The sequence below is a fragment of the Flavobacterium polysaccharolyticum genome (genome assembly GCF_038739875.1).
GTDB classification, from domain to species: Bacteria; Bacteroidota; Bacteroidia; order Flavobacteriales; family Flavobacteriaceae; genus Flavobacterium; species Flavobacterium polysaccharolyticum.
In genome coordinates this window covers 100,752-120,708 of sequence record NZ_JBCGDP010000014.1, presented here as the reverse complement: position 1 = coordinate 120,708, position 19,957 = coordinate 100,752, and the positions used below count along the sequence as shown (strand labels likewise).

Sequence of the window (19,957 nt, the reverse complement as noted above, 5' to 3'; positions counted from 1 at the left end):
GAACCAAAATCCAAACTAACATCATAAATTAAACCGTCCCAAAAACGATGAAATACCTCCAATTAATACGTTATCAAAACCTACTTTTATTAGCATTAATGCAATTGATTTTACGTTTCGGTTTCTTGAAAGAACAAAATTGTAGCTTAGCCTTATCCAACTTTCAATATGTTATGTTAGTTTTAGCGACGCTTTTCATTGCAGCAGGCGGCTATGTTATCAACGATATTTTTGACCAAGATACCGATGCCATCAACAAACCCGATAAAGTACTTATTGGTAAAACCATCAAAGAAAGTGTTGCGTATAACCTGTATGTTGGAGTAACCATAACCGGTGTGTGCATTGGTTTTTATCTTTCGAACGTAATTGACAAACCGAATTTTGCTGCGTTGTTTATTTTAATTGCTGCCACACTGTATTTTTATGCAACCACGCTAAAACAAATGCTTTTGATTGGGAATATCATTGTCGCTTTATTATTAGCCATAAGCGTATTGATTATTGGAGTTTTTGATTTGTTCCCAGTGACTTATGCGGAGAATCAAAGACAAATGATACAAATTTTCAGCATACTGATAGACTATGCTTTTTTTGCTTTTCTGTTACATTTGATAAGAGAGATTACGAAAGATCTAGAAGATATCAAAGGCGATGATCACCAAGGAATGAGTACCTTGGCCATTCGTTTAGGTATTTCTAAAACAACCAAGTTAATTGCCGTTTTGAGTCTCATCCCGATTGGATTACTTCTTAATTATATGTATCGTTACTTTGTTTTGAACGATTTACATCTGATTACGATTTATAGTATAATTTTTATCATCGCTCCTTTTTTGTATTTTACCATAAAAATAGCGACTGCTAAAACCAAAACTGAGTTTCACCACTTGAGCACTGTTCTCAAATGGGTTGTCTTTTTTGGACTCTTTCTATTACCAATTCTCACTTACAATATTCAACACCATGCTTAAAAATAAATTAGCACCTTATCGAATTATTTTGGCTTCAGGATCGCCAAGAAGGCAACAATTTTTTAAAGACTTAGATTTGGATTTTGAAATACGGCTCAAAGACGTCGAAGAAATTTTTCCAGAAACACTAAAAGCTGAAGAAATCACAAATTACCTATCTATACTGAAGGCCAATGCGTTTGAGGGCGAATTACAAGATAACGACCTTCTTATTACAAGTGACACAATTGTTTGGCACAAAAATTGTCCATTAGGAAAACCGAAAGATACCCAAGAGGCCTTTGAAATCTTGAAGTCGTTATCAAACAACACACATGAGGTCATCACTTCTGTATGTTTCAAAACAAAAAACAAAACAGAAGTCATTTCCGAGACCACAAAAGTCACTTTTAATGCATTGAGTGACGAAGCTATTCGATATTATTTAGACAATTACCAACCTTTTGATAAGGCGGGAGCCTATGGAATTCAAGAATGGATTGGGTTTATTGGGGTTTCTAAAATAGAAGGTTCCTATACTAATGTTATGGGAATGCCTACAGACAAAGTGTTTGAATATCTAAGTCAACTTTAAATTAACTTACATGGATTTTTTTGATCAATATCTAAAAGAAGAAATTAGTACAGGTGTACTCTTGTTGATCGTTTTTCTTACCCGAACCTTGGTTACCAAACTAGTTAGACGGTATGCTAAAACTAGTGAAATCATTGAGAGAAGAACCAACTTGGTCATCAAATACATTAACATATTGATCAATATCTTAGCGGTTATTACCTTAATTTTAATTTGGGGTGTACAAGCCAAAGATATTTTTATCACTATTTCATCCGTAGCAACAGTAATTGGTGTAGCTATGTTTGCACAATGGTCTATTTTGAGCAACATCACTGCGGGAATTATTTTGTTCTTTTCGTTTCCGTTCAAAATTGGTGATATTATTTTGATACATGACAAAGAATATCTCGTAGAGGGAGAAATTGAAGATATTGGTGCTTTTCACGTAACTATCCGATCCAAGGAAGGTGAAATGGTTATTTATCCAAATAATTTGTTTTTTCAAAAAGGAATTTCGATTATAAAGAAGAGTTCCTCCGATACTAATAATGAATTTACAGATTAAATTACCCTTAATATTAACCAAATCTAAATACAATGAAAGCATTTAAATTATTTATTATTGGAATCTTACTCTTTGGAGCAACTGCTACTGAAGCTCAGGTTTCTATTAATGTAAATATTGGTACACCACCGGCCTGGGGCCCTGTGGGCTATGACGACGTAGCCTATTATTTTTTACCTGACATTCAAATTTATTTTGACATTCGAAAAGCAGAATACATTTATTTTGGTAACGGACGCTGGATTCGTTCACGCAGATTGCCAAGCTATTGCAGCAACTATGATTTATATCGCGGATATAAAGTACCTTTAACTGACTATAGAGGAAACACTCCTTATGTTTATTACAATACTCACAAAGTAAAGTATTATAAAGGTTATAAAGGAAAGCCTCAAAAAGCAAGAGGACATTACAAAGAGGAACATCGTGATGAAGAACGTCAAGACAATCGCCGTGACGATCATCATGATAGAGGTCATGGAAAAAATCATGATAAAGGAAATCACGGAAGAGGAAGAGATTAACTTTTCTCCTTTCCAATAAAATATTTAAAAACAGTACAGACTATGCTTAAGAAAAGATATTTTGCTTTACTAGTCGTACTGTTTTTCAAATGTCAGTTAAGCTATTCGCAACAAGAAAAACCAAAAGCGGATAGTACCAAAATTTACAAAAACATCCAACAATTTTCTGAAAAGAAAAAAGCGACTAGTTTTTTGCATCGCTTAATCTTTATCCCCATAAAACCAACTCTTCCTCAAAAAAAAGTTGCCAAATTAGATTTTAATCCATACCAAGACAAAATAATCCGAAATATTTCGATAACTACACTTGATCCGTTTGGAAAAAGAATACAAAACATCGATACAATAACCTTCCGAAAAAGACTCAATACAGCAGAAGAATGGGGAAATAAATTACATATAAAATCCAAAGACTATACTGTTCGCAAAGTATTGCTCATCAACGAAAATGAACCACTAGATTCATTAATGGTTAAAGAAAGTATGCGTTTAATTCGAGCACAACGTTTTGTCAACAATGTAGTGGTCAATATGGAAATTGTAGCAGAAAATCCCGCCTATGTTGATGTTTTTATTCAAGTTTTAGATTCTTGGAGTTTAATTCCAAATGGATCTTTTAGCAATACTGAAACAACCTTAAAACTTAGAGAGCGCAACTTTATCGGTCAAGGTCACGAAATACGGGGCGAATACACCAAACGTTTCGAGGATGGTCAAAACGGTCATTTACTGCAATATACAGTAAACAATTTTCGCAAAACCTTCATCAAATTGCAAGCTTCTAATCAAAAAGATACAGAAAGTAATTTCAACAGAAGTTTGGAAGCTTCGAGATTATTTGTTTCGCCTTTGACCAAATGGGGCGGTGGTATCCTCTACGAACAACGTTTTAGACAGGATACTTTGGCTGATAAAAATGGCGTTTTTGCGCAACAGCGATTCAAATTCAATACCGATGATTACTGGCTTGGACATGCTTTCTCGATGGATAACGACAATTCAGAGAAAAGTAAAATAACCAACTTGATTATAGCTGGGCGTTTTCTGAATATTAATTATTTAGAAAATCCATTGGTTGCCTACGACAGCGTTGGTTTTTATACCGATGAAAAACTACTGCTCACAAGTGTGGGTATCAATACAAGAAACTTTATCCAAGAACGCTATTTGTTCAACAACGGTATTATAGAAGATGTTCCTATTGGAAAAACCTACAGTTTGACCACCGGATATCAGCGAAAAAATCACAAAGGACAGTTGTATTTAGCCACAAGAGCTTCGTTTGGAAATTACTACCGCTGGGGATTTTTCAGCATGAATGCTGAATGGGGTACTTTTTTTAAGGATTCCAAAACGGTTCAATCCGCATTTTCATTTCAAGCCAATTATTTTACCAAATTATACGAGATTGGCGATTGGAAAATCAGACAGTTTTTAAAACAACAAGTTGTTTTTGGCAATAACCGATTGGCTACAACTGGCGATCAAATTACTTTAAATGGTGAAAATGGAATTCCTGGATTCAACAATGCCTTGTATGGAACCAAAAAAATGGTTTTTAGTGCGCAAACACAAAGTTATTCCCCTTGGAATCTCTGGGGTTTTCGTTTGAACCCGTTTTTCAATTATACCATTGGAGTTCTTGGAAATGATAAAAAAACAAACTTGAAGAATCAAACCTACTCTAGCATTGGATTGGGTTTTATCATCAATAATGACTATTTGGTGTTTAGTTCATTTCAGTTGTCGTTTGCTTATTATCCCACTACTTTTGGTCCCGATGATAAAAACCTAAGAACGAATGCTTTTGAAACCAGTGATTTTGGCTTACTTGATTTTGAGTTAAATAAACCCCGAACGGTGATTTATAAGTAAAAAAAACATTTTATAATTTGCTTCAACCACTCAAACAAAGTAGGATAAACTTGTTCCCGAACCTCAAGAGGTGACAAAATCAAATCATGCATCCCGCCCTCTATTGCTACGATAGTACGTTTTTAAGCAAGAATCCCCTCTGCTCCTGCTCTAATATCTTTTACATTCAAAATGCTATCTCCGACTGAAAAAAGTAATCATTAAAACCATGTATGTATAAGACCGCTTTGATGCTGGGCAAACTACATTGTTTTCATAGCATAAATAAGAAGTGACTCTAAAGTAGTGAATATATCAAGTAAAAAATAGTAAGGCGACCTATAAAATCATAAATAATCAGCATTAACAAAAATTAACAATAATTACCAACTCTTAATTACTATTTTTGAATCGTATCAATAACAAAAAAATTCTATGCAGCAGTCAATAGTTAAAACGGCATTCCTTTTATTACTATCCACTACCCTAGCTTTTGCACAAAAACCTACAAAACCCAATTCGGTTGAAATTTATAACCAAATTCAAAAACTCAATTTTCTGGGTTCCGTACTTTATGTAGCGGCTCATCCAGATGATGAAAATACCCGATTGATTTCCTATTTAGCCAATGAAACCAAAGCCAGAACAGCCTATTTGTCGCTAACTCGAGGTGATGGTGGACAAAATCTAATTGGTGCACAACTGCGTGAACTGCTTGGGGTTATTCGTACTCAAGAACTTATCGAAGCACGAAAAATTGATGGCGGAGAGCAACTTTTTTCTAGAGCCAATGATTTTGGTTTCTCCAAAAATCCTACCGAAACTTTGGCCATTTGGGACAAAGAAAAAGTTCTAGCCGATGTAGTTTGGGCAATTCGTAAATTCCAACCCGATGTAATCATTAACCGTTTTGACCATCGTTCTCCAGGAACGACTCACGGACATCACACCGCATCAGCAATGTTGAGTGTGGAAAGTTTTAATTTAACCAACAATCCTTCAGTTTATCCTGAGCAACTTAAATATGTTCAACCTTGGCAAGCCAAACGCCAATTCTTTAATACCTCTTGGTGGTTTTATGGCTCACAAGAAAAATTTAATGCCGCAGACAAAACCAATCTAATTGCGATGCAAACTGGGGTTTATTACTCAAACATCGGGAAATCCAACCAAGAAATTGCCGCTTTGAGCAGAAGTTCCCATCAATCACAAGGATTTGGAAGTACAGGAACTCGTGGTGAAGAAACGGAATATTTAGAGTTTTTAAATGGTGAAAGAGTCCCAACTAATGGTTCTCTTTTTGACGGAATTGATACGAGCTGGAATCGTGTTAAAGGAGGAAAAGCCATTGGAGAACTTCTAAATTTGATTAGCAAAGAATTTAATCATAACAACCCTGCGGCTAGCATTCCAAAACTAGTCAAAGCCTACCAAATGATGTTGCAGTTAGACGAAAATCATTGGTCAAAACAAAAAGCAGCCGAAACCAAAAAAATAATTGCAGCCTGCGCTGGATTATACTTAGAAGCCGTTGCCCCAACCCAAGAAACGACGCCTGGAAGTAGTTTAAAATTAAAGATAGAAGCCATCAATCGTTCTGCTGTACCAATGGTTTTAAAAAGTGTGACCACATTGCCTAACCAAAGCACAACGGTACAGAATGCAACTCTACAACCTAACAAACTACTCAACTTTGCCCTTGATTTACAATTACCAGAAACTATAGCGTACACGCAACCGTATTGGTTGGCTGAAGAAGCTACTGTGGGAATGTACACCGTTAGCAACCCAACTGAAATTGGACTACCCGAAAAAGAAAGAGATGCCAAAGTCGTGTTTACAGTAAGCATTGAAGGTATTGAGATTCCCTTTGAACGTACAGTAGTTTACAAATACAATGATGATGTAAAAGGAGAAATGTACAATTTCTTGGATATCGTTCCTGAAGCCACATCAACCTTTACTGAAAAAGTTTTGTTGTTTACCAATGAAAAAAGCAAAACCGTTGGCGTGAAAGTCAAAGCTGGCAAAGATGCGGTAAAAGGAATTGTTCAGTTGGATTTAGGAAAAGATTGGAAAATAAATCCCGCTTTTATCGAAGTAAATTTGGATAAAAAAGGAAGCGAAAAAACCGTCTATTTTACTATAACTCCACCTAAAAATAATCAAGAGATTGTGGCCAAAAGTGTAGTGGTTATTGGAGACAAACAATTGAACAAAAGCCAAATCAATATTGATTTTAATCATATTACCAAGCAGCAAATTCTGAAAAATGCCGAGGCTAAGTTCTTGCGTGTAGATTTGAAAACCAATAATGAAAAAATCGCCTACATTATGGGCGCCGGTGATGAAATTCCTGCAAGCTTAGAGCAAATGGGCTATCGAGTAACCATTTTGAAGCCCGAAGAAATCACCCCTGAGCGTTTGGCTACGTTTGATGTGGTAATGACTGGAGTTAGAGCTTACAATACTGTTCAGGCTTTAGCCAATAAACAAGCGCTTTTGTTTGAATTTGTAAAAGAAGGAAAAACAATGATTGTTCAGTACAACACGACCGATGATTTAGTGACCACCAACCTTGCGCCTTATCCGTTAAAAGTTTCTCGTGACCGAGTAACGGAAGAAGACGCTGAAGTTCGTTTCTTGGCTCCTAATCATCCGATTTTGAATTATCCTAATAAGATTACAGCCAATGATTTCAAAGGCTGGAAACAAGAACAAGGATTATATTATCCTAATACGTTTGATGCTGCCTTCACTCCTATCTTATCCTCTAATGACAAAGGCGAAACTGCAAAAAATGGAGCTTTGTTAGTAGCACCTTACGGAAAAGGCAACTATATTTACACTGGATTAAGCTTTTTTAGAGAACTACCTGAAGGCGTTCTTGGTGCTTTTAAATTGATGGCCAATACCATTTCTGTAAAATCAGAAACCAAAATGCCTGCTCCAAAAATTAACAACTAACCCCGTACTATGGAACCCAAGAAAGAAAAAATTTGGAAAAAGGACTACACCTATGTATTGGTAGCCAATATCGTCTACATATTGATTTTTTGTCTCATTATGAAATTATACGCCTAGCTTATGCAAATATTTGATTGGATTATTTTATTGACCACCCTTTTATTCATTGTCATTTATGGTGTATGGAAAACCAAAGGAAGTAAAAACGTTGAAGATTTCATTTTGGGTAATAACGAAACGCCTTGGCACGTAGTTGGTCTTTCTGTGATGGCAACTCAAGCCAGTGCAATCACATTTTTATCCACTCCTGGGCAAGCGTATCACGATGGTATGGGTTTCGTACAATTCTATTTTGGATTACCCATCGCAATGGTATTAATATGCGCGACCTTCATTCCTATTTATCACAAATACAAAGTCTATACAGCCTACGAGTATTTAGAAAAAAGGTTTGATTTAAAAACACGTTCCTTAGCAGCTGTTTTGTTCTTAGTGCAACGCGGATTAGGTACAGGATTAACTATCTATGCACCTGCTATTATTCTATCGGCTATATTGGGTTGGAATTTGACCTATATGAACATTTTCATTGGGATTTCGGTGATTATTTATACTTTTTCTGGAGGAACCAAAGCCGTAAACGTGACACAGAAACAACAGATGTTTGTCATTATGTTGGGAATGTTCAGTACTTTTTTCCTGATTTTACATTATTTACCCAACGATATGACTTTTTCTAGTGCCTTGCATATTGCAGGAGCCAATGACAAAATGAATATTGTAGATTTCTCTTTTGACCCAGAACAAAAATATACGTTTTGGAGTGGAATTACTGGAGGCTTTTTCTTGGCTTTAGCTTATTTTGGAACGGACCAATCGCAAGTAGGACGTTATTTGTCTGGAAAATCAGTTAGAGAAAGTCAGATGGGATTGATTATGAACGGACTGCTCAAAGTACCGATGCAATTCTTTATCTTATTGACTGGTGTTATGGTTTTTGTCTTTTTTCAATTCAATCCTGTCCCGCTTAACTTCAATCCGAATAACAAAACGGTGATTGAAAATTCGAAATACAAAAAGGAATATCAAGCCTTAGAAAACAAACTTAATGCTTTGTCAGAAGACAAAAAAGTTATCAATTTATTGTACATCGACCAATTGAATCAGGATTATGACAATCCCACTTTGAGAAAGGAATTGGTAGCTTTATCAAACAAAGAAAAAGACTTACGCGACCGCGCCAAAGACATTATCACCAAAGCCGACCCCGATAGCGAAACGAATGATAAAGATTATGTCTTTTTCCATTTTGTGCTCAACTATCTTCCCAAAGGTTTAATTGGTTTGTTATTAGCGGTTATTCTTTCGGCGGCTATGTCTTCAACTGCTTCTGGATTGAGTGCTTTAGCTTCAACCACCGCAATTGATATTTACAAACGCAATCTGAAGACCGAAAAATCAGAGACTCATTATTTGAATGCTACTAAATTTTTCACTTTGATGTGGGGAGTAATTGCTATTCTATTTGCGTGCATTGGTACCTTATTCGAGAACTTAATACAGTTGGTTAACATCATTGGTTCTATATTTTACGGTACTGTTTTAGGGATATTCTTGGTTGGTTTTTATATCAAAAAAGTACAATCACAAGCCGTGTTTTATAGTGCAGTAATCAGTCAAATTACCATATTTATCATTTACTATTTTGCTATTTTCATCTATCCGAGTGGTGAAGAAAAATTAGGGTATTTGTGGTTGAATTTTATTGGTGCGTTACTAACTATTGTTCTATCTATTGTGATTCAAATGCTAGTACCAAAAAAGGAAATAGCGGTTGAGAGCGAATAGCTAAATGATAAAAAGTCATTGGAAGCTATACTTTTTATAAAACAAATTCTATGCAGATGAGAGCTATCAAAAAAAGGAAACTATTGGGAATAAGCTTAGTCGTACTGTTTTTGGCTATGGCTCAAAATACTAGAGCACAAGAAAAAAAGCAAATGGTTCGGCTTGCAAAAATAAAAGTGAATCCAACCCATCTTAATGCCTATAACAAAGCTTTAAAAGAGCAAATGAATGCTGCTATTTTACTTGAACCTGGTGTACTTACTTACTACGCGGTTGCTGATAAAAAAACACCAACAAGCATTACCATATTAGAAATCTATGCTGATACAATTGCTTATAAATCTCACATTGAAACAGTTCACTTTAAAAAATATAAAACTACTGTAAAAGATATGGTACAATCTTTAGAACTTGTAGATGTTGACCTTATTGCAGCAGCAGTAAAAGATAAAAAATGAGTTTTTAAAGACAACCCTTAAAGCAAAAAAAAAGTCCCGTTCTTATCATAAGAACGGGACTTTTTTATAAGATAACAATTGCGAGTTATTTTTTACTCCACTCTGCAATACTGTCTTTGTTCATTTTTACATAATCTTGGTTTTTAGCGGCTTCAGCTGCTGCAAGAGATTGTTTTGCTGTTTCGATAGCACCAGCTTTGTCTCCTTGTTTGGCTTGAATCAATGATTTCAAACGCAAGAACCAAAATGGTTTTTCAGTGCTTAATTCTAAAGCTTTGTCAACATACATTCTTGATTTTGCAATATCTCCATTAGCTTGGAATAAATATTGAGAAGCTGAAAAATAATCATTCGCCGTTGGACCAGCTAATACTTTTTCAATACTTGCTGTAGCAATTTTTTGAGTTGGCACTTCAAATTTCATTGATACTGAAGAATTTTCCCAAGCCATATCCAAATGTCCTGAATTCAAATCTAGATTATTGATTCCGATAGTGAAAGATTCTACTGCTTTTGGTAAAGCTTCTTCTTTTACAGTAGTTCTCAAAGCTACATTAGCTTCTTTGAATTCTTCTGGCAATCCCCAGTTATCAGTAGTCGTGTAGAAAATAATCTCCCAACTTTCGATTTTTGGAATAGTGTACAAAGCATATTTCCCTTTTTTCAAGGTTTTACCATCAATCACTACATCATCTGAAAATGAAATGATAGTATTGGCATTTGCCCCAGTTCTCCATAATTTTCCAAAAGGAACTAAGTTTCCAAAAACTGGTCTTCCTTTCGCTGCAGGTCTTGAATACACCACTTCTACATCCGTTAAACCAACCGTTTGCATAATAGTAGCTTTTGGACTTGGTGCTGGTGTTTTTACTTGTGCTTCAATCGTGAAATTAGCAATAAAAATCGCTAAAGCAATAATAATTTTTTTCATCTGTCTTAATTAAGTTAGTGGCTCAAATTTACAAATAAGATTCAAATATTTTCACAATTTAATTTTAAAAACCAAATTTTGAAACAGTTTCAGCGTTCAATTCATTAAAATCTTGAATGATGAAATCAGCGGTTGCTAAATTTTGGTCTTTGGAATGAAAACTCTGATACCCAACACAGAAAATTCCAGCGGCATTGGCTGCTTTCACTCCATTGGTACTGTCTTCAATTACAATACAATTTTCCTTGGGAGCAGTAGATAAACTAGCCGCGTGCTCAAAAATAGCTGGATGCGGTTTGGATTGTGGAAAGTCTTCTCCGCTCACAATATGAGAGAAATATTGATGTAAATTGAAACGAGTAAACACCCTATCTATCGTGACTTTTGAAGCTGATGAAGCTACGATTAACTGCATTCCGTTTTGATGCAAATCTTTAATCAAATTTTCTACGCCATCTAATAACGTCAAATCTTCTTTGGTATCAAAAGCATCATTAAAACGGTTGCGTTTTTCCTGAATCAAGTCCTCCACATCTTGTGATAAATCAAAATTACTTTTCAAATGCTGAAAGGTATTACGGGTGGAAAAACCAGTAAAAGAAGTATACATTTCCTCGGGAACAGTAATATTTAATTCGTCAAATAATTGATAATAGGCATAACGATGAACAGGTTCTGTGTCTACAATTACCCCATCCATATCAAAAATAACAGTTTGTATCATATTTTTTTATGTTGCTAAGTAGCTAAGAAGCTAAGTTTCTGAGTCGCTTTGTTTGTATTGAACTAATTACTAATCATTAGATACTAAGGACTAATTCTTCAGTAAATGACGAATGACAGTCTCGGCTGCGTGCAAACCAAAAAGACCGGGCATATAACTGTTAGTTCCGTAAAAAGATTTCTTGAAATTAGAACCATCAGTCATTCGTAAGCTATTTGGGTCTTGAATTTCGGAAGAAAAAACTACTTTCAATTTGTTGATTTTTAATTCTTTTAGGCGACGTCTTATGGTTTTTGAAAAGTAACAATTCATTGTTTTGGAAATGTCTGTGACTTTTACTTTTGAAGCCAACATTTTCCCTCCTGCTCCCATACTACTGATGATTTTGACTCTGTTTCTTTTTGCAGATAAAATTAAATTCAATTTTGGAGTTACGCTATCAATGCAGTCCAATACATAATCATAGTCCTTAGTCACTATTGCTAAAGCGCGTTCTGGAGATAAAAATTCTTGTACTCGGGTAAGGTTAAGTGCAGGATTGATGTCCATCAATCGGTCGCCAACCACTGTAACTTTGGGTTGCCCTACAGTGGAATGTAAGGCTGGTAATTGACGATTGATATTGGTAATGTCTACCACGTCTCCATCGACAATTGTCATATTCCCTACGCCTGCTCTTGCCAAAAACTCCGCGGCAAACGAGCCTACTCCTCCTAGTCCTACAACTAGTACATTGGCATTTTGTAATTTTTGTAATCCTTCGGCTTTAAATAAAAGCTCGGCTCTTTCTGTCCACTCTGCCATATTCTTTGTTTAAAGTTATTCTTTGTTTATTTATCGTTTTCCTACAAAGTCTTTTTATGACCTAGTATTTATCTAAATTTATGAAACATACCTACAAGGTTTTGAAAACCTTGCAGGAAGTAAAAAATGCTATTCTCCTGCAAGGTCTTTTCTGACCTTGTAGGTATTTGAATCCAAGAAATATACCTACAATGTTGTGAAAACCTTGCAAGAAGTATAAAATGCTATTCTCCTGCAAGGTCTTTTTTCTGACCTTGTAGGTATTTGAATCCAAGAAACATACCTACAAGGTTTTGAAAACCTTGCAGGAAATAAAAACATTTGAAATTCAACTATTTAATTGTCTATCATTTTTCTTTATTTAAAAATCCAATCTTCCCTTCTAGCCCCGGTAGGAGCGGCATCCTTTGCTTTTTTTCTTTAAAAAAGCAAAGATATAGCGGATAACGGGACTTTGCTGGCTAAAATGCCTATTTTTTCTGCTCCTAAAAATTCATTTTACTCTAAAATCAATCGAGCTGTAGTCCAAAAACTCGCTTTATGTTTGCGTTGATTTGTTGCTGTATGGTTTCAACGGTTGTGTTTTTGTATTGGGCGGCCAATGCGTAGACTTCTTCGATTCCGTTTTCGATGGTATCGGTTTCTAGAAAGAACTGATGGTTTGGAACGTTTTGAAAAACGATTGCCAAGGCTGGATTTTGAATCAAATACTTCCCAAAAGACAGATAAAATCCGTTGTTGAGTAACGATTGTGCAACGGTTTCGTTCTTTGAGAATCCGTGAATGAGTAGCGGAACGCTGATTTTTAGCTTTTTACTACAAGCAATTACTTCTTGGTAAGCCGCCACACAATGAATCACCACGGGTTTGTTGTACTTTTGCGCCAGATGCAATTGTTGCTCAAAAACGGCTTGTTGCACCTCTAACGGAATAGCAATTCGTTTGTCTAAACCGCACTCGCCCAAGGCCAAACAATTGGGGTCTTGGAGTTGTTGCTCGATGATTTCTAAATCGTTTGCTACCCGCTCCTCAGAAATATACCAAGGATGAATGCCTATGGAATAATAGGGAAAAGAGTTCTCGAACTCATTAGGATACTGATTGACCAACTCGATTCGGTTGGGATTTTGGGTGGCTTTGTGCGTATGTAAATTGAAATACTTCATTTAGTCGTGAAACTTTTTTACTCCCGCATTTATGGCTACTGGCAAATCATTTTCAAGCGGCACTATGGGACAAGAATATTTGTGATTATAGGCACAATATGGATTGTAAGCCGTATTGAAATCAATAAAAATGGTTTCAGTTGTTGGGATTTTCAAATCGATGTAGCGTCCGCCGATGTAACTTTCTTTACCGCAAGTCAGGTCAGAAAAAGGTAAAAACAAGTAGTCTACATATTCTTTCTTTTTAGAAAGTTCGATGTTTTGATAAATATTGAGCACTAAATCCTTTCCGTCGACTTTGAAATGGGCTTCTCCAAATTTAATATACAAGGGTTTTCTTGTCGTAGAGGTTTTCATTTCGAACACCTTCTCATTAGGTGTACGAACAAAACGAGCTTCAATTTGCAAGTTGGGATTGTAAGGAAAAAAATCCAAGCTTTTGAAAACGGCTAAATCTTCTTTGAGCAAAGGACTTTTTTCAGCCGAAGCATATTCTGCATTGAGTTCTTTTTGAAATTTTTCTACGGCTTCGCTACCTTTTTGAGCTTGTCCGAAAGTCCAATTTGAGCAAATAATCATCAATACAAGCAGTGCTTTTTTCATCTTTGAGTCGTTTTTGGCAAAAATAACTTAAAGTTAGCAGTCAGCAAAGTGCTTCCAAACAAAGTTACTACCTTTGGCAAAACGAAAAAAAAGATGCTGACCACTGCCATTCAACGCTATTTTGACAATTACCGAGGCTTTTCGAGAGAAATTTGGATACTTACTTTAATGACTTTTATCAATCGAGCTGGAACGATGGTGTTGCCTTTTTTGTCCAAATACTTGAAAGAAGACCTTGGTTTCTCGTTTGGGCAAGTCGGTTGGATAATGGTATGTTTTGGTTTAGGCTCTATGCTCGGTTCTTGGTTAGGTGGTAAACTATCCGACAAAATTGGTTTTTACAAAATAATGATTTTCAGTTTATTCACTACTGGAGTGTTGTTTTTCTTCGTTCAATATGTCACTTCCTTTTGGGGATTGTGCTTCAGTATGTTTTTTATTATGTCCATAGCCGATATGTTTCGACCCGCGATGTTTGTTTCATTAGGTACTTATGCTAAACCAGAAAATAGAACTAGAGCCTTGACATTAGTGCGATTGGCCGTAAATCTCGGTTTTGCAGCTGGGCCAGCGCTGGGCGGTTTAATCATTATGGGGATGGGCTATCAAGGTTTGTTTTGGGTAGATGGAACTTCTTGTATTGTTTCTATTTTAATTTTTGCCCTTTTGGTAAAGGAAAAGAAAAGCACTATCGACAAAGAAAAACTGAAAGAAATCAATGCTACAAGAATATCTGTGTTTAAAGACACGGTTTTTTGGATTTTCTTGTTTGTTTGTTTCATTACGGCGGTATTATTTTTTCAACTATTTACAACTTTGCCTTTGTACCATAAAGAACAGTTTGGCTTAACTGAATTTCAAAGTGGATTGCTATTGTCGTTGAATGGATTGATTATCTTTTTCCTCGAAATGCCTATTGTAAGTGCGTCACAACGAAAAAACGTGAACAAACTCAAAATCATTCTTTGGGGTTGCGTTTGTATGTCAATTAGTTTCCTAGCATTGTTGTTCAATTTTTGGGTGGGCTTTTTAGTGATTAGTTTACTGTTTATCACTTTTGGAGAAATGTTCATTTTTCCTTTTTCGAATTCTTTTGCTTTGAGCCGAGCTCCCAAGGGACACGAAGGGCGTTATATGGCACTTTTTACGATGAGTTTTAGTTTGGCTCATATCGTTAGTTCCAAAACTGGAATGGATATTATCAGTCGATTTGGCTACCAAAACAATTGGGTTTTTATGGCTTTCTTGGGTGCGGTATCCATTTTTGGTTGTGTTTGGGTGATGCGATTGGTTAAAAAAGAAAACCAATAACTCCCTATTTTACTGCATTTTGAGATAGTAAAATTTCAACTAACTTAAAATTTAGTTAAATAACTATATTTTTAGTTTGTCAACTACAAAAATAGTTGTAGGTTTGTTTTGTCAATACATCAAACCTAATCAAGATGCAAAAATTAACCAACAAGGAAGAAGAAATTATGCACATTTTATGGAAGCTAAAAAAAGCTTTTGTAAAAGAAATTCAAGCAGAAATCACAGAAGAACAACCCCACTACAACACCCTTTCTACCATTGTCAGAAATCTAGAAGAGAAAGGATATGTATCGCACAACGCTTTTGGAAATACGCATCAATATTTCCCTGTCGTTAAGATTGAAGACTATCGCAAGAAATTTATGTCGAATGCCATAGAAACATTTTTTGGCAGTTCCTACAAGAATATGGTATCGCAATTTGCGAAAGAAGAAAAAATATCTGCTGAAGAGTTACGAGAAATATTAGCGATGATTGAACAAAAATAAGCGTTATGGAAACCATCTATATCTACTTACTAAAAGCAAGCGGTTTGATTGCCTTATTTTATTTGGCTTACTATTTCTTGTTACGAAAAGAAACTTTCTTTACAGCCAATCGCTTTTTCTTACTCGCTGGATTAGGAACAGCTGTGGTGCTTCCGTTATTTTACATTACCAAAATCGTTTGGGTAACCCCTACTCCACTCACTTTTCCTATTTCTGAACTGCCACTGAAGGAAGTTGCGCCTGAGGAAACCTTTGAAATAAATTGGTATTTGACCGCCATTGTAATTTATTTAGTAGGTTCTGCTTTGTTTTTTATCAAATTCGGAATGGATTATTGGAGTTTGAATCGCGTGTTATATAAAACAAAAGCACAACAACAAGCCGACTTCAAATTGATTGATGTTCCAGAAAAAATAGCGCCTTTTTCGTATTTCAACACGATTGTTTTCAATTCTTCTTTGTATTCGCCATCAGAATTACAAAGTATCTTAGAACACGAAAAAGTACATAGCGAACAGCATCACACCATAGATGTTTTGATTATTCGCTTTTTTAGTATCGTATTTTGGTTCAATCCTTTTATTTGGCTGTACCAAAGAGCCATACTACAAAACCTTGAGTTCATTGCTGATAGCGAGGCTACTAAACGACTTAACGACAAAAAGGCCTATCAAATGGCACTTGTAAAAATAACAACACACGAAAATTGTGTTGCCCTTACCAATCATTTTTATCAATCATTAATCAAAAAACGAATCGTTATGTTAAACAAAAATCAATCAAAAAAATGGAATTCGTGGAAGTATTTACTGATACTTCCAGCATTAATCGCCTTTGTACTTATTTTCCAAATCAAGGTTTTGGCACAGGAGAAAACAATAACAAACACCACAACATCCAAATCAACAACTGAAGATATCATATTGGTTATTGATAAAAACACTACTGATGCCAAATTAAAGCAAGAAGCACAATTACTAAAAGACCTGCACGGCATTAACCTAAAAGTTTCTAAAGTTAAGCGTAATGCTAATCAAGAAATTACAGGAATCAAAGTACAATTTGATGACAATCAAGGAAAAAAAGGAACAAGTCAATTTAGTGGAGACAAACCAATTGACCCTATTACTTTTTCAAAAAGCACAGACAAAAATGGAAAAACTAGTATTGGACTATACACAGGCAAAAACAAACCAAATGCTAAAATCAATAAAAGAATAGTACTAAATTCATCTGATGACGAAGAATCTAACTTTGCTTTTTCTTTTAGTGGTGACGAAGATGATTTATCTCCACCTAATGTACCAAGTATTCCTGATGTAGAAGATGTCCTAGACGCACCAGATGCGCCGGATGCGCCAGATGCGCCAAAAGTTCAAATCCAAAAAAAGGTAATTGTAACCAGAAGTAAAAATGGTGAAAAACCAATAGTTTACATCAATGGAAAAAAAGTGGATGTCACTATGGAAGAATTAAATTCGAAATTAGACCCTAATTCAATCGAAAGAATGGATGTTTATAAAGGAGACATCTCTATTGAAAAATATGGAGACGATGGTAAAAACGGCGTAATCGCAATTACAACTAAAGATGGAAGAACTGAGGTAAATGTGAACAAAATAATCAAAAGAGCTCAAGCTGATATAGAACGTTCTTTTAGTGAAAGAGAAAATATGCAAGCCGATATGGAACGTGCTAGAAAGGAAATAGAGCTATCAAAAATTGAAATGCAAAAAGCAAAAGTAGAAATTGAAAAAGCTAAACAAGAGATTCTAAAAGCAAAAAAAGAAATAGAAAAGGCGAAAGTAGAGGCTCTAAAAAAGCAAAAAATATAACTCAACAAACTATTAAAGAATTCGGTTGTCCTAGATTAATGAGCTCGAAAATATCGGGCTCATTTTTTTTGCATTAATCGAAATCGAAAAAATCAAAAGCAACACAAAAGAAAAAACATCTTAAGTATTTTATAATCTAATTGCTATAGAATATCATTGTTTATTACACATATACCAGATCAGTAAAGTATTCCACAAAATTTACCAACTAATCTCATGACATAAAAACCCTCTTTAATGACATTTTAATCAGAAGTAATAGACCTAAAAACTAAATTTACGTTAAAACATTTTACATTTTTTATTTTATTTAAATTATAAAAGAAGAAGATAAGATGTGATAAGAAATTAAAGAAGAAAATGTGCACAAACCATTTAAGATTAAATACTATTCTAAGAAATGAATGAAAATAAATCAATTTTGATTGGATGTGATGATACTATGATCTTAACTCAAGTATTACAAACTATATCTTCCATCTCTGATTTTACTCTTTCTACTGTTTCCGTTTTAAAAGCTATTGATTTATTTAACACTGTAAAATCATTAAATCCTGACTTAATAATTTTATGCTTTAGAAGAAATCAACACATAATAAAAGATAGTCTATTTAATACAAATAAAATAGAAATCCCTATTTTGTGTCTAACTCAAAACTACGAATGTGAATCCAACTGTTGGTCCGAAAACTGCGTTATTTTCTCGTATCCATACAAACTTATAAATAATGCTAATTTTTTGAAATACAGAATAAAATCCCTCTTTAAAATAAAAAAAAATGAAGTGAAAAGTAACACAGGGAGTACATTTACAGAAACAGCGTTACAAAACAACACCATAAATCATACTAGAAAATTAAGCCATTATGTTATGGAACTTGATCAAAAAGTAGAAGTACTACAAAAAGTAAAAAACCGTATTTCATTTCTTTATCCTAATGTCAATGATTCCACTCGAAAAGAATTAATCTCTATTGTAAATTCAATAAAAACGGTTGCAAATGACACTAAAATATGGGATGATTTTAAAATTTACTTTGAACAAGCAAATCCAAATTTTTTAATAAAATTAGCCCAAAAACATCCTTCTCTGAGTTCAAAGGATCTAAAATATTGTTGTTACATAAAAATGAATATGAGCAATAATGACATTACCAATCTCCTTGGAATCAATCAAAATAGCGTAAGAACTCATAAATATCGTCTAAAGAAAAAATTGTCTCTTAAAAAAGATGAAGACATCATCTCCTATTTAAGAACAGTATCCTAGATTATCAAAAAAACTACCATAGATCCTGAATTAAGCTTAGAAAAAATCCAGAGTATATCTAAAATTCACTACATTTTTTTCCTAAAAAAAGAGATTACACTCTTAAAGTAAGTGAACTTCAAAAAAAATCGCAAATCTAATGAGATAATACTTTTTTCTAATACTGAATCTAGGTTTAATAATCATTAAAGTTGAAAGAAAGCTTTTATTACCTGATTTTATTTAATCTCCGAAAAAAAATAGCACCTAAGAACCTATTTTAATAGTGTTGGTTATATTTCATTTTTTAAACAAAATAAAAAATGAAATAAATGTTATGCCCCCATTTGCATTAACAAAAACTGTCTACATTTTGTCTACAAAAATCTATTCTTTTTTATAACGTGTACACAAAACGTATATGCTATATTTTTCACAAATAGAAAGAACAAGTTTACATTTACTTTATTAATAATTAAGCCAATACCAATTTTTTTTTTGATTTAATAAAGATAAAAAAGACTCTATGTTAATGCAATCTCTTCAATTTACTGTTAATGTTCTTGATCAATATATCAGGAATAAGTTTCAATTGGATGAAAGCAAAGTGATTCTAAACAATATTATAGATTCTAATGGTTCAATACCTACAAAGAATGAAAACAAAATAGTCGTAACCTTAATCAATATAGAACAAGAAACATTACAACCTTTTTATGTCCGAAATCAAAAATTACCCAATGGAAATTATGGTGAATTAAATCCTTCGCAACGATTTAATTTAGATTTATTAATAACATCCAATTTTGACGATTACAATGAATCACTGAAATTTTTGAATGCAGTTATTCAATTTTTTCAATCTCATGTTGTGTTGGATGCGACAGCTTTTTCGAATATACCAAAGAATTTAAACAAACTCGAATTTGAAATTGAAAAGTTAAATTACAATCAAATGCACAGTTTGTGGACAGCAATGGGAGCTAAATACCAACCCTCGATAGTGTATAAAGCACGTTTGATAACCATTCAATCTTATGAAAACGAAAGCTTTACTCCTGCTATCAATAAAACCGAAAATAATTAATACTAAACCG

At 34.3% G+C, this 19,957-nt stretch carries 18 protein-coding genes; 13 read left to right on the top strand and 5 right to left on the bottom strand.

Annotated elements, in window-relative coordinates; translation table 11 throughout:
• Nucleotides 1–47 precede the first annotated feature (47 nt).
• The 8 genes from WFZ86_RS14280 (at nt 48) to WFZ86_RS14245 (ending at nt 9,746) form a co-directional block, all read left to right on the top strand.
• The gene (locus WFZ86_RS14280; RefSeq protein WP_342692553.1) at nt 48–974 is read left to right on the top strand and encodes a geranylgeranylglycerol-phosphate geranylgeranyltransferase; all 927 of its coding nucleotides are present in this window, start codon (nt 48–50) and stop codon (nt 972–974) included.
• Nucleotides 967–1,548 carry a Maf-like protein gene (locus tag WFZ86_RS14275; RefSeq protein ID WP_342692552.1) on the top strand — a complete coding sequence of 194 codons (582 nt, stop codon included), beginning with the start codon at nt 967–969 and terminating at the stop codon, nt 1,546–1,548. Before WFZ86_RS14280 ends, WFZ86_RS14275 begins: the two co-directional genes overlap by 8 nt.
• A 10-nt stretch (nt 1,549–1,558) precedes the next feature.
• The gene (locus WFZ86_RS14270; protein WP_342692551.1) at nt 1,559–2,095 is read left to right on the top strand and encodes a mechanosensitive ion channel domain-containing protein; all 537 of its coding nucleotides are present in this window, start codon (nt 1,559–1,561) and stop codon (nt 2,093–2,095) included.
• A gap of 32 nt (nt 2,096–2,127) precedes the next feature.
• Nucleotides 2,128–2,619 (top strand): hypothetical protein, encoded by a 492-nt coding sequence (locus WFZ86_RS14265; RefSeq protein ID WP_342692550.1) that lies wholly within the window; start codon nt 2,128–2,130, stop codon nt 2,617–2,619.
• A 42-nt stretch (nt 2,620–2,661) separates the two neighbouring features.
• Complete coding sequence (locus WFZ86_RS14260; protein ID WP_342692549.1) at nt 2,662–4,494, top strand: hypothetical protein; 1,833 nt, start codon at nt 2,662–2,664, stop codon at nt 4,492–4,494.
• Nucleotides 4,495–4,908: 414 nt separating this feature from the next.
• On the top strand, nt 4,909–7,440 hold the full coding sequence (locus tag WFZ86_RS14255) for a PIG-L family deacetylase (protein ID WP_342692548.1): 2,532 nt from the start codon (nt 4,909–4,911) through the stop codon (nt 7,438–7,440).
• 120 nt (nt 7,441–7,560) lie between these two features.
• Complete coding sequence (locus WFZ86_RS14250) at nt 7,561–9,288, top strand: sodium:solute symporter family protein (RefSeq protein WP_315144091.1); 1,728 nt, start codon at nt 7,561–7,563, stop codon at nt 9,286–9,288.
• Between the two features lie 56 nt (nt 9,289–9,344).
• Nucleotides 9,345–9,746: a putative quinol monooxygenase gene (locus WFZ86_RS14245; RefSeq protein WP_342692547.1), complete on the top strand. Its 402-nt coding sequence runs from the start codon at nt 9,345–9,347 to the stop codon at nt 9,744–9,746.
• A gap of 85 nt (nt 9,747–9,831) precedes the next feature.
• On the opposite strand, the gene WFZ86_RS14240 is transcribed toward WFZ86_RS14245, so the two are convergent.
• From WFZ86_RS14240 to WFZ86_RS14220, 5 genes are all read right to left on the bottom strand, one after another.
• Entirely contained in the window at nt 9,832–10,677 is an 846-nt protein-coding gene (locus WFZ86_RS14240) for a DUF2911 domain-containing protein (protein WP_342692546.1), read from the bottom strand.
• A gap of 64 nt (nt 10,678–10,741) precedes the next feature.
• Nucleotides 10,742–11,401, bottom strand: a complete 660-nt coding sequence (locus WFZ86_RS14235) for an HAD family hydrolase (RefSeq protein ID WP_342692545.1) — start codon at nt 11,399–11,401, stop codon at nt 10,742–10,744.
• Between the two features lie 90 nt (nt 11,402–11,491).
• Nucleotides 11,492–12,205 (bottom strand): tRNA threonylcarbamoyladenosine dehydratase, encoded by a 714-nt coding sequence (locus tag WFZ86_RS14230; protein ID WP_342692544.1) that lies wholly within the window; start codon nt 12,203–12,205, stop codon nt 11,492–11,494.
• A gap of 509 nt (nt 12,206–12,714) precedes the next feature.
• Nucleotides 12,715–13,371, bottom strand: a complete 657-nt coding sequence (locus tag WFZ86_RS14225; protein WP_342692543.1) for a TatD family hydrolase — start codon at nt 13,369–13,371, stop codon at nt 12,715–12,717.
• Nucleotides 13,372–13,974, bottom strand: a complete 603-nt coding sequence (locus WFZ86_RS14220) for a DUF1684 domain-containing protein (RefSeq protein WP_342692542.1) — start codon at nt 13,972–13,974, stop codon at nt 13,372–13,374.
• A 93-nt stretch (nt 13,975–14,067) separates the two neighbouring features.
• Here WFZ86_RS14220 and WFZ86_RS14215 point away from each other — a divergent pair, with 93 nt between their 5' ends.
• From WFZ86_RS14215 to WFZ86_RS14195, 5 genes are all read left to right on the top strand, one after another.
• A complete protein-coding gene (locus WFZ86_RS14215; protein WP_315144071.1) occupies nt 14,068–15,285 on the top strand; it encodes an MFS transporter in 1,218 nt (405 codons plus the stop codon).
• A gap of 134 nt (nt 15,286–15,419) precedes the next feature.
• On the top strand, nt 15,420–15,776 hold the full coding sequence (locus tag WFZ86_RS14210) for a BlaI/MecI/CopY family transcriptional regulator (protein WP_024982158.1): 357 nt from the start codon (nt 15,420–15,422) through the stop codon (nt 15,774–15,776).
• A gap of 5 nt (nt 15,777–15,781) precedes the next feature.
• Nucleotides 15,782–17,611 (top strand): M56 family metallopeptidase, encoded by a 1,830-nt coding sequence (locus tag WFZ86_RS14205; RefSeq protein ID WP_342692541.1) that lies wholly within the window; start codon nt 15,782–15,784, stop codon nt 17,609–17,611.
• A 400-nt stretch (nt 17,612–18,011) separates the two neighbouring features.
• On the top strand, nt 18,012–18,881 hold the full coding sequence (locus tag WFZ86_RS14200) for a helix-turn-helix transcriptional regulator (RefSeq protein WP_342692540.1): 870 nt from the start codon (nt 18,012–18,014) through the stop codon (nt 18,879–18,881).
• Nucleotides 18,882–19,386: 505 nt separating this feature from the next.
• Nucleotides 19,387–19,947 carry a Pvc16 family protein gene (locus WFZ86_RS14195; RefSeq protein WP_342692539.1) on the top strand — a complete coding sequence of 187 codons (561 nt, stop codon included), beginning with the start codon at nt 19,387–19,389 and terminating at the stop codon, nt 19,945–19,947.
• The last annotated feature ends 10 nt before the right edge of the window (nt 19,948–19,957 follow it).

Excerpts from the sequence above, each read along its gene's own strand:
- WFZ86_RS14280 (WP_342692553.1), top strand. The coding sequence starts at position 48 with ATGAAATACCTCCAATTAATACGTTATCAAAACCTACTTTTATTAGCA.
- WFZ86_RS14275 (WP_342692552.1), top strand. The coding sequence starts at position 967 with ATGCTTAAAAATAAATTAGCACCTTATCGAATTATTTTGGCTTCAGGA.
- WFZ86_RS14270 (WP_342692551.1), top strand. The coding sequence starts at position 1,559 with ATGGATTTTTTTGATCAATATCTAAAAGAAGAAATTAGTACAGGTGTA.
- WFZ86_RS14265 (WP_342692550.1), top strand. The coding sequence starts at position 2,128 with ATGAAAGCATTTAAATTATTTATTATTGGAATCTTACTCTTTGGAGCA.
- WFZ86_RS14260 (WP_342692549.1), top strand. The coding sequence starts at position 2,662 with ATGCTTAAGAAAAGATATTTTGCTTTACTAGTCGTACTGTTTTTCAAA.
- WFZ86_RS14255 (WP_342692548.1), top strand. The coding sequence starts at position 4,909 with ATGCAGCAGTCAATAGTTAAAACGGCATTCCTTTTATTACTATCCACT.
- WFZ86_RS14250 (WP_315144091.1), top strand. The coding sequence starts at position 7,561 with ATGCAAATATTTGATTGGATTATTTTATTGACCACCCTTTTATTCATT.
- WFZ86_RS14245 (WP_342692547.1), top strand. The coding sequence starts at position 9,345 with ATGAGAGCTATCAAAAAAAGGAAACTATTGGGAATAAGCTTAGTCGTA.
- WFZ86_RS14240 (WP_342692546.1), bottom strand. The coding sequence starts at position 10,677 with ATGAAAAAAATTATTATTGCTTTAGCGATTTTTATTGCTAATTTCACG.
- WFZ86_RS14235 (WP_342692545.1), bottom strand. The coding sequence starts at position 11,401 with ATGATACAAACTGTTATTTTTGATATGGATGGGGTAATTGTAGACACA.
- WFZ86_RS14230 (WP_342692544.1), bottom strand. The coding sequence starts at position 12,205 with ATGGCAGAGTGGACAGAAAGAGCCGAGCTTTTATTTAAAGCCGAAGGA.
- WFZ86_RS14225 (WP_342692543.1), bottom strand. The coding sequence starts at position 13,371 with ATGAAGTATTTCAATTTACATACGCACAAAGCCACCCAAAATCCCAAC.
- WFZ86_RS14220 (WP_342692542.1), bottom strand. The coding sequence starts at position 13,974 with ATGAAAAAAGCACTGCTTGTATTGATGATTATTTGCTCAAATTGGACT.
- WFZ86_RS14215 (WP_315144071.1), top strand. The coding sequence starts at position 14,068 with ATGCTGACCACTGCCATTCAACGCTATTTTGACAATTACCGAGGCTTT.
- WFZ86_RS14210 (WP_024982158.1), top strand. The coding sequence starts at position 15,420 with ATGCAAAAATTAACCAACAAGGAAGAAGAAATTATGCACATTTTATGG.
- WFZ86_RS14205 (WP_342692541.1), top strand. The coding sequence starts at position 15,782 with ATGGAAACCATCTATATCTACTTACTAAAAGCAAGCGGTTTGATTGCC.
- WFZ86_RS14200 (WP_342692540.1), top strand. The coding sequence starts at position 18,012 with ATGAATGAAAATAAATCAATTTTGATTGGATGTGATGATACTATGATC.
- WFZ86_RS14195 (WP_342692539.1), top strand. The coding sequence starts at position 19,387 with ATGTTAATGCAATCTCTTCAATTTACTGTTAATGTTCTTGATCAATAT.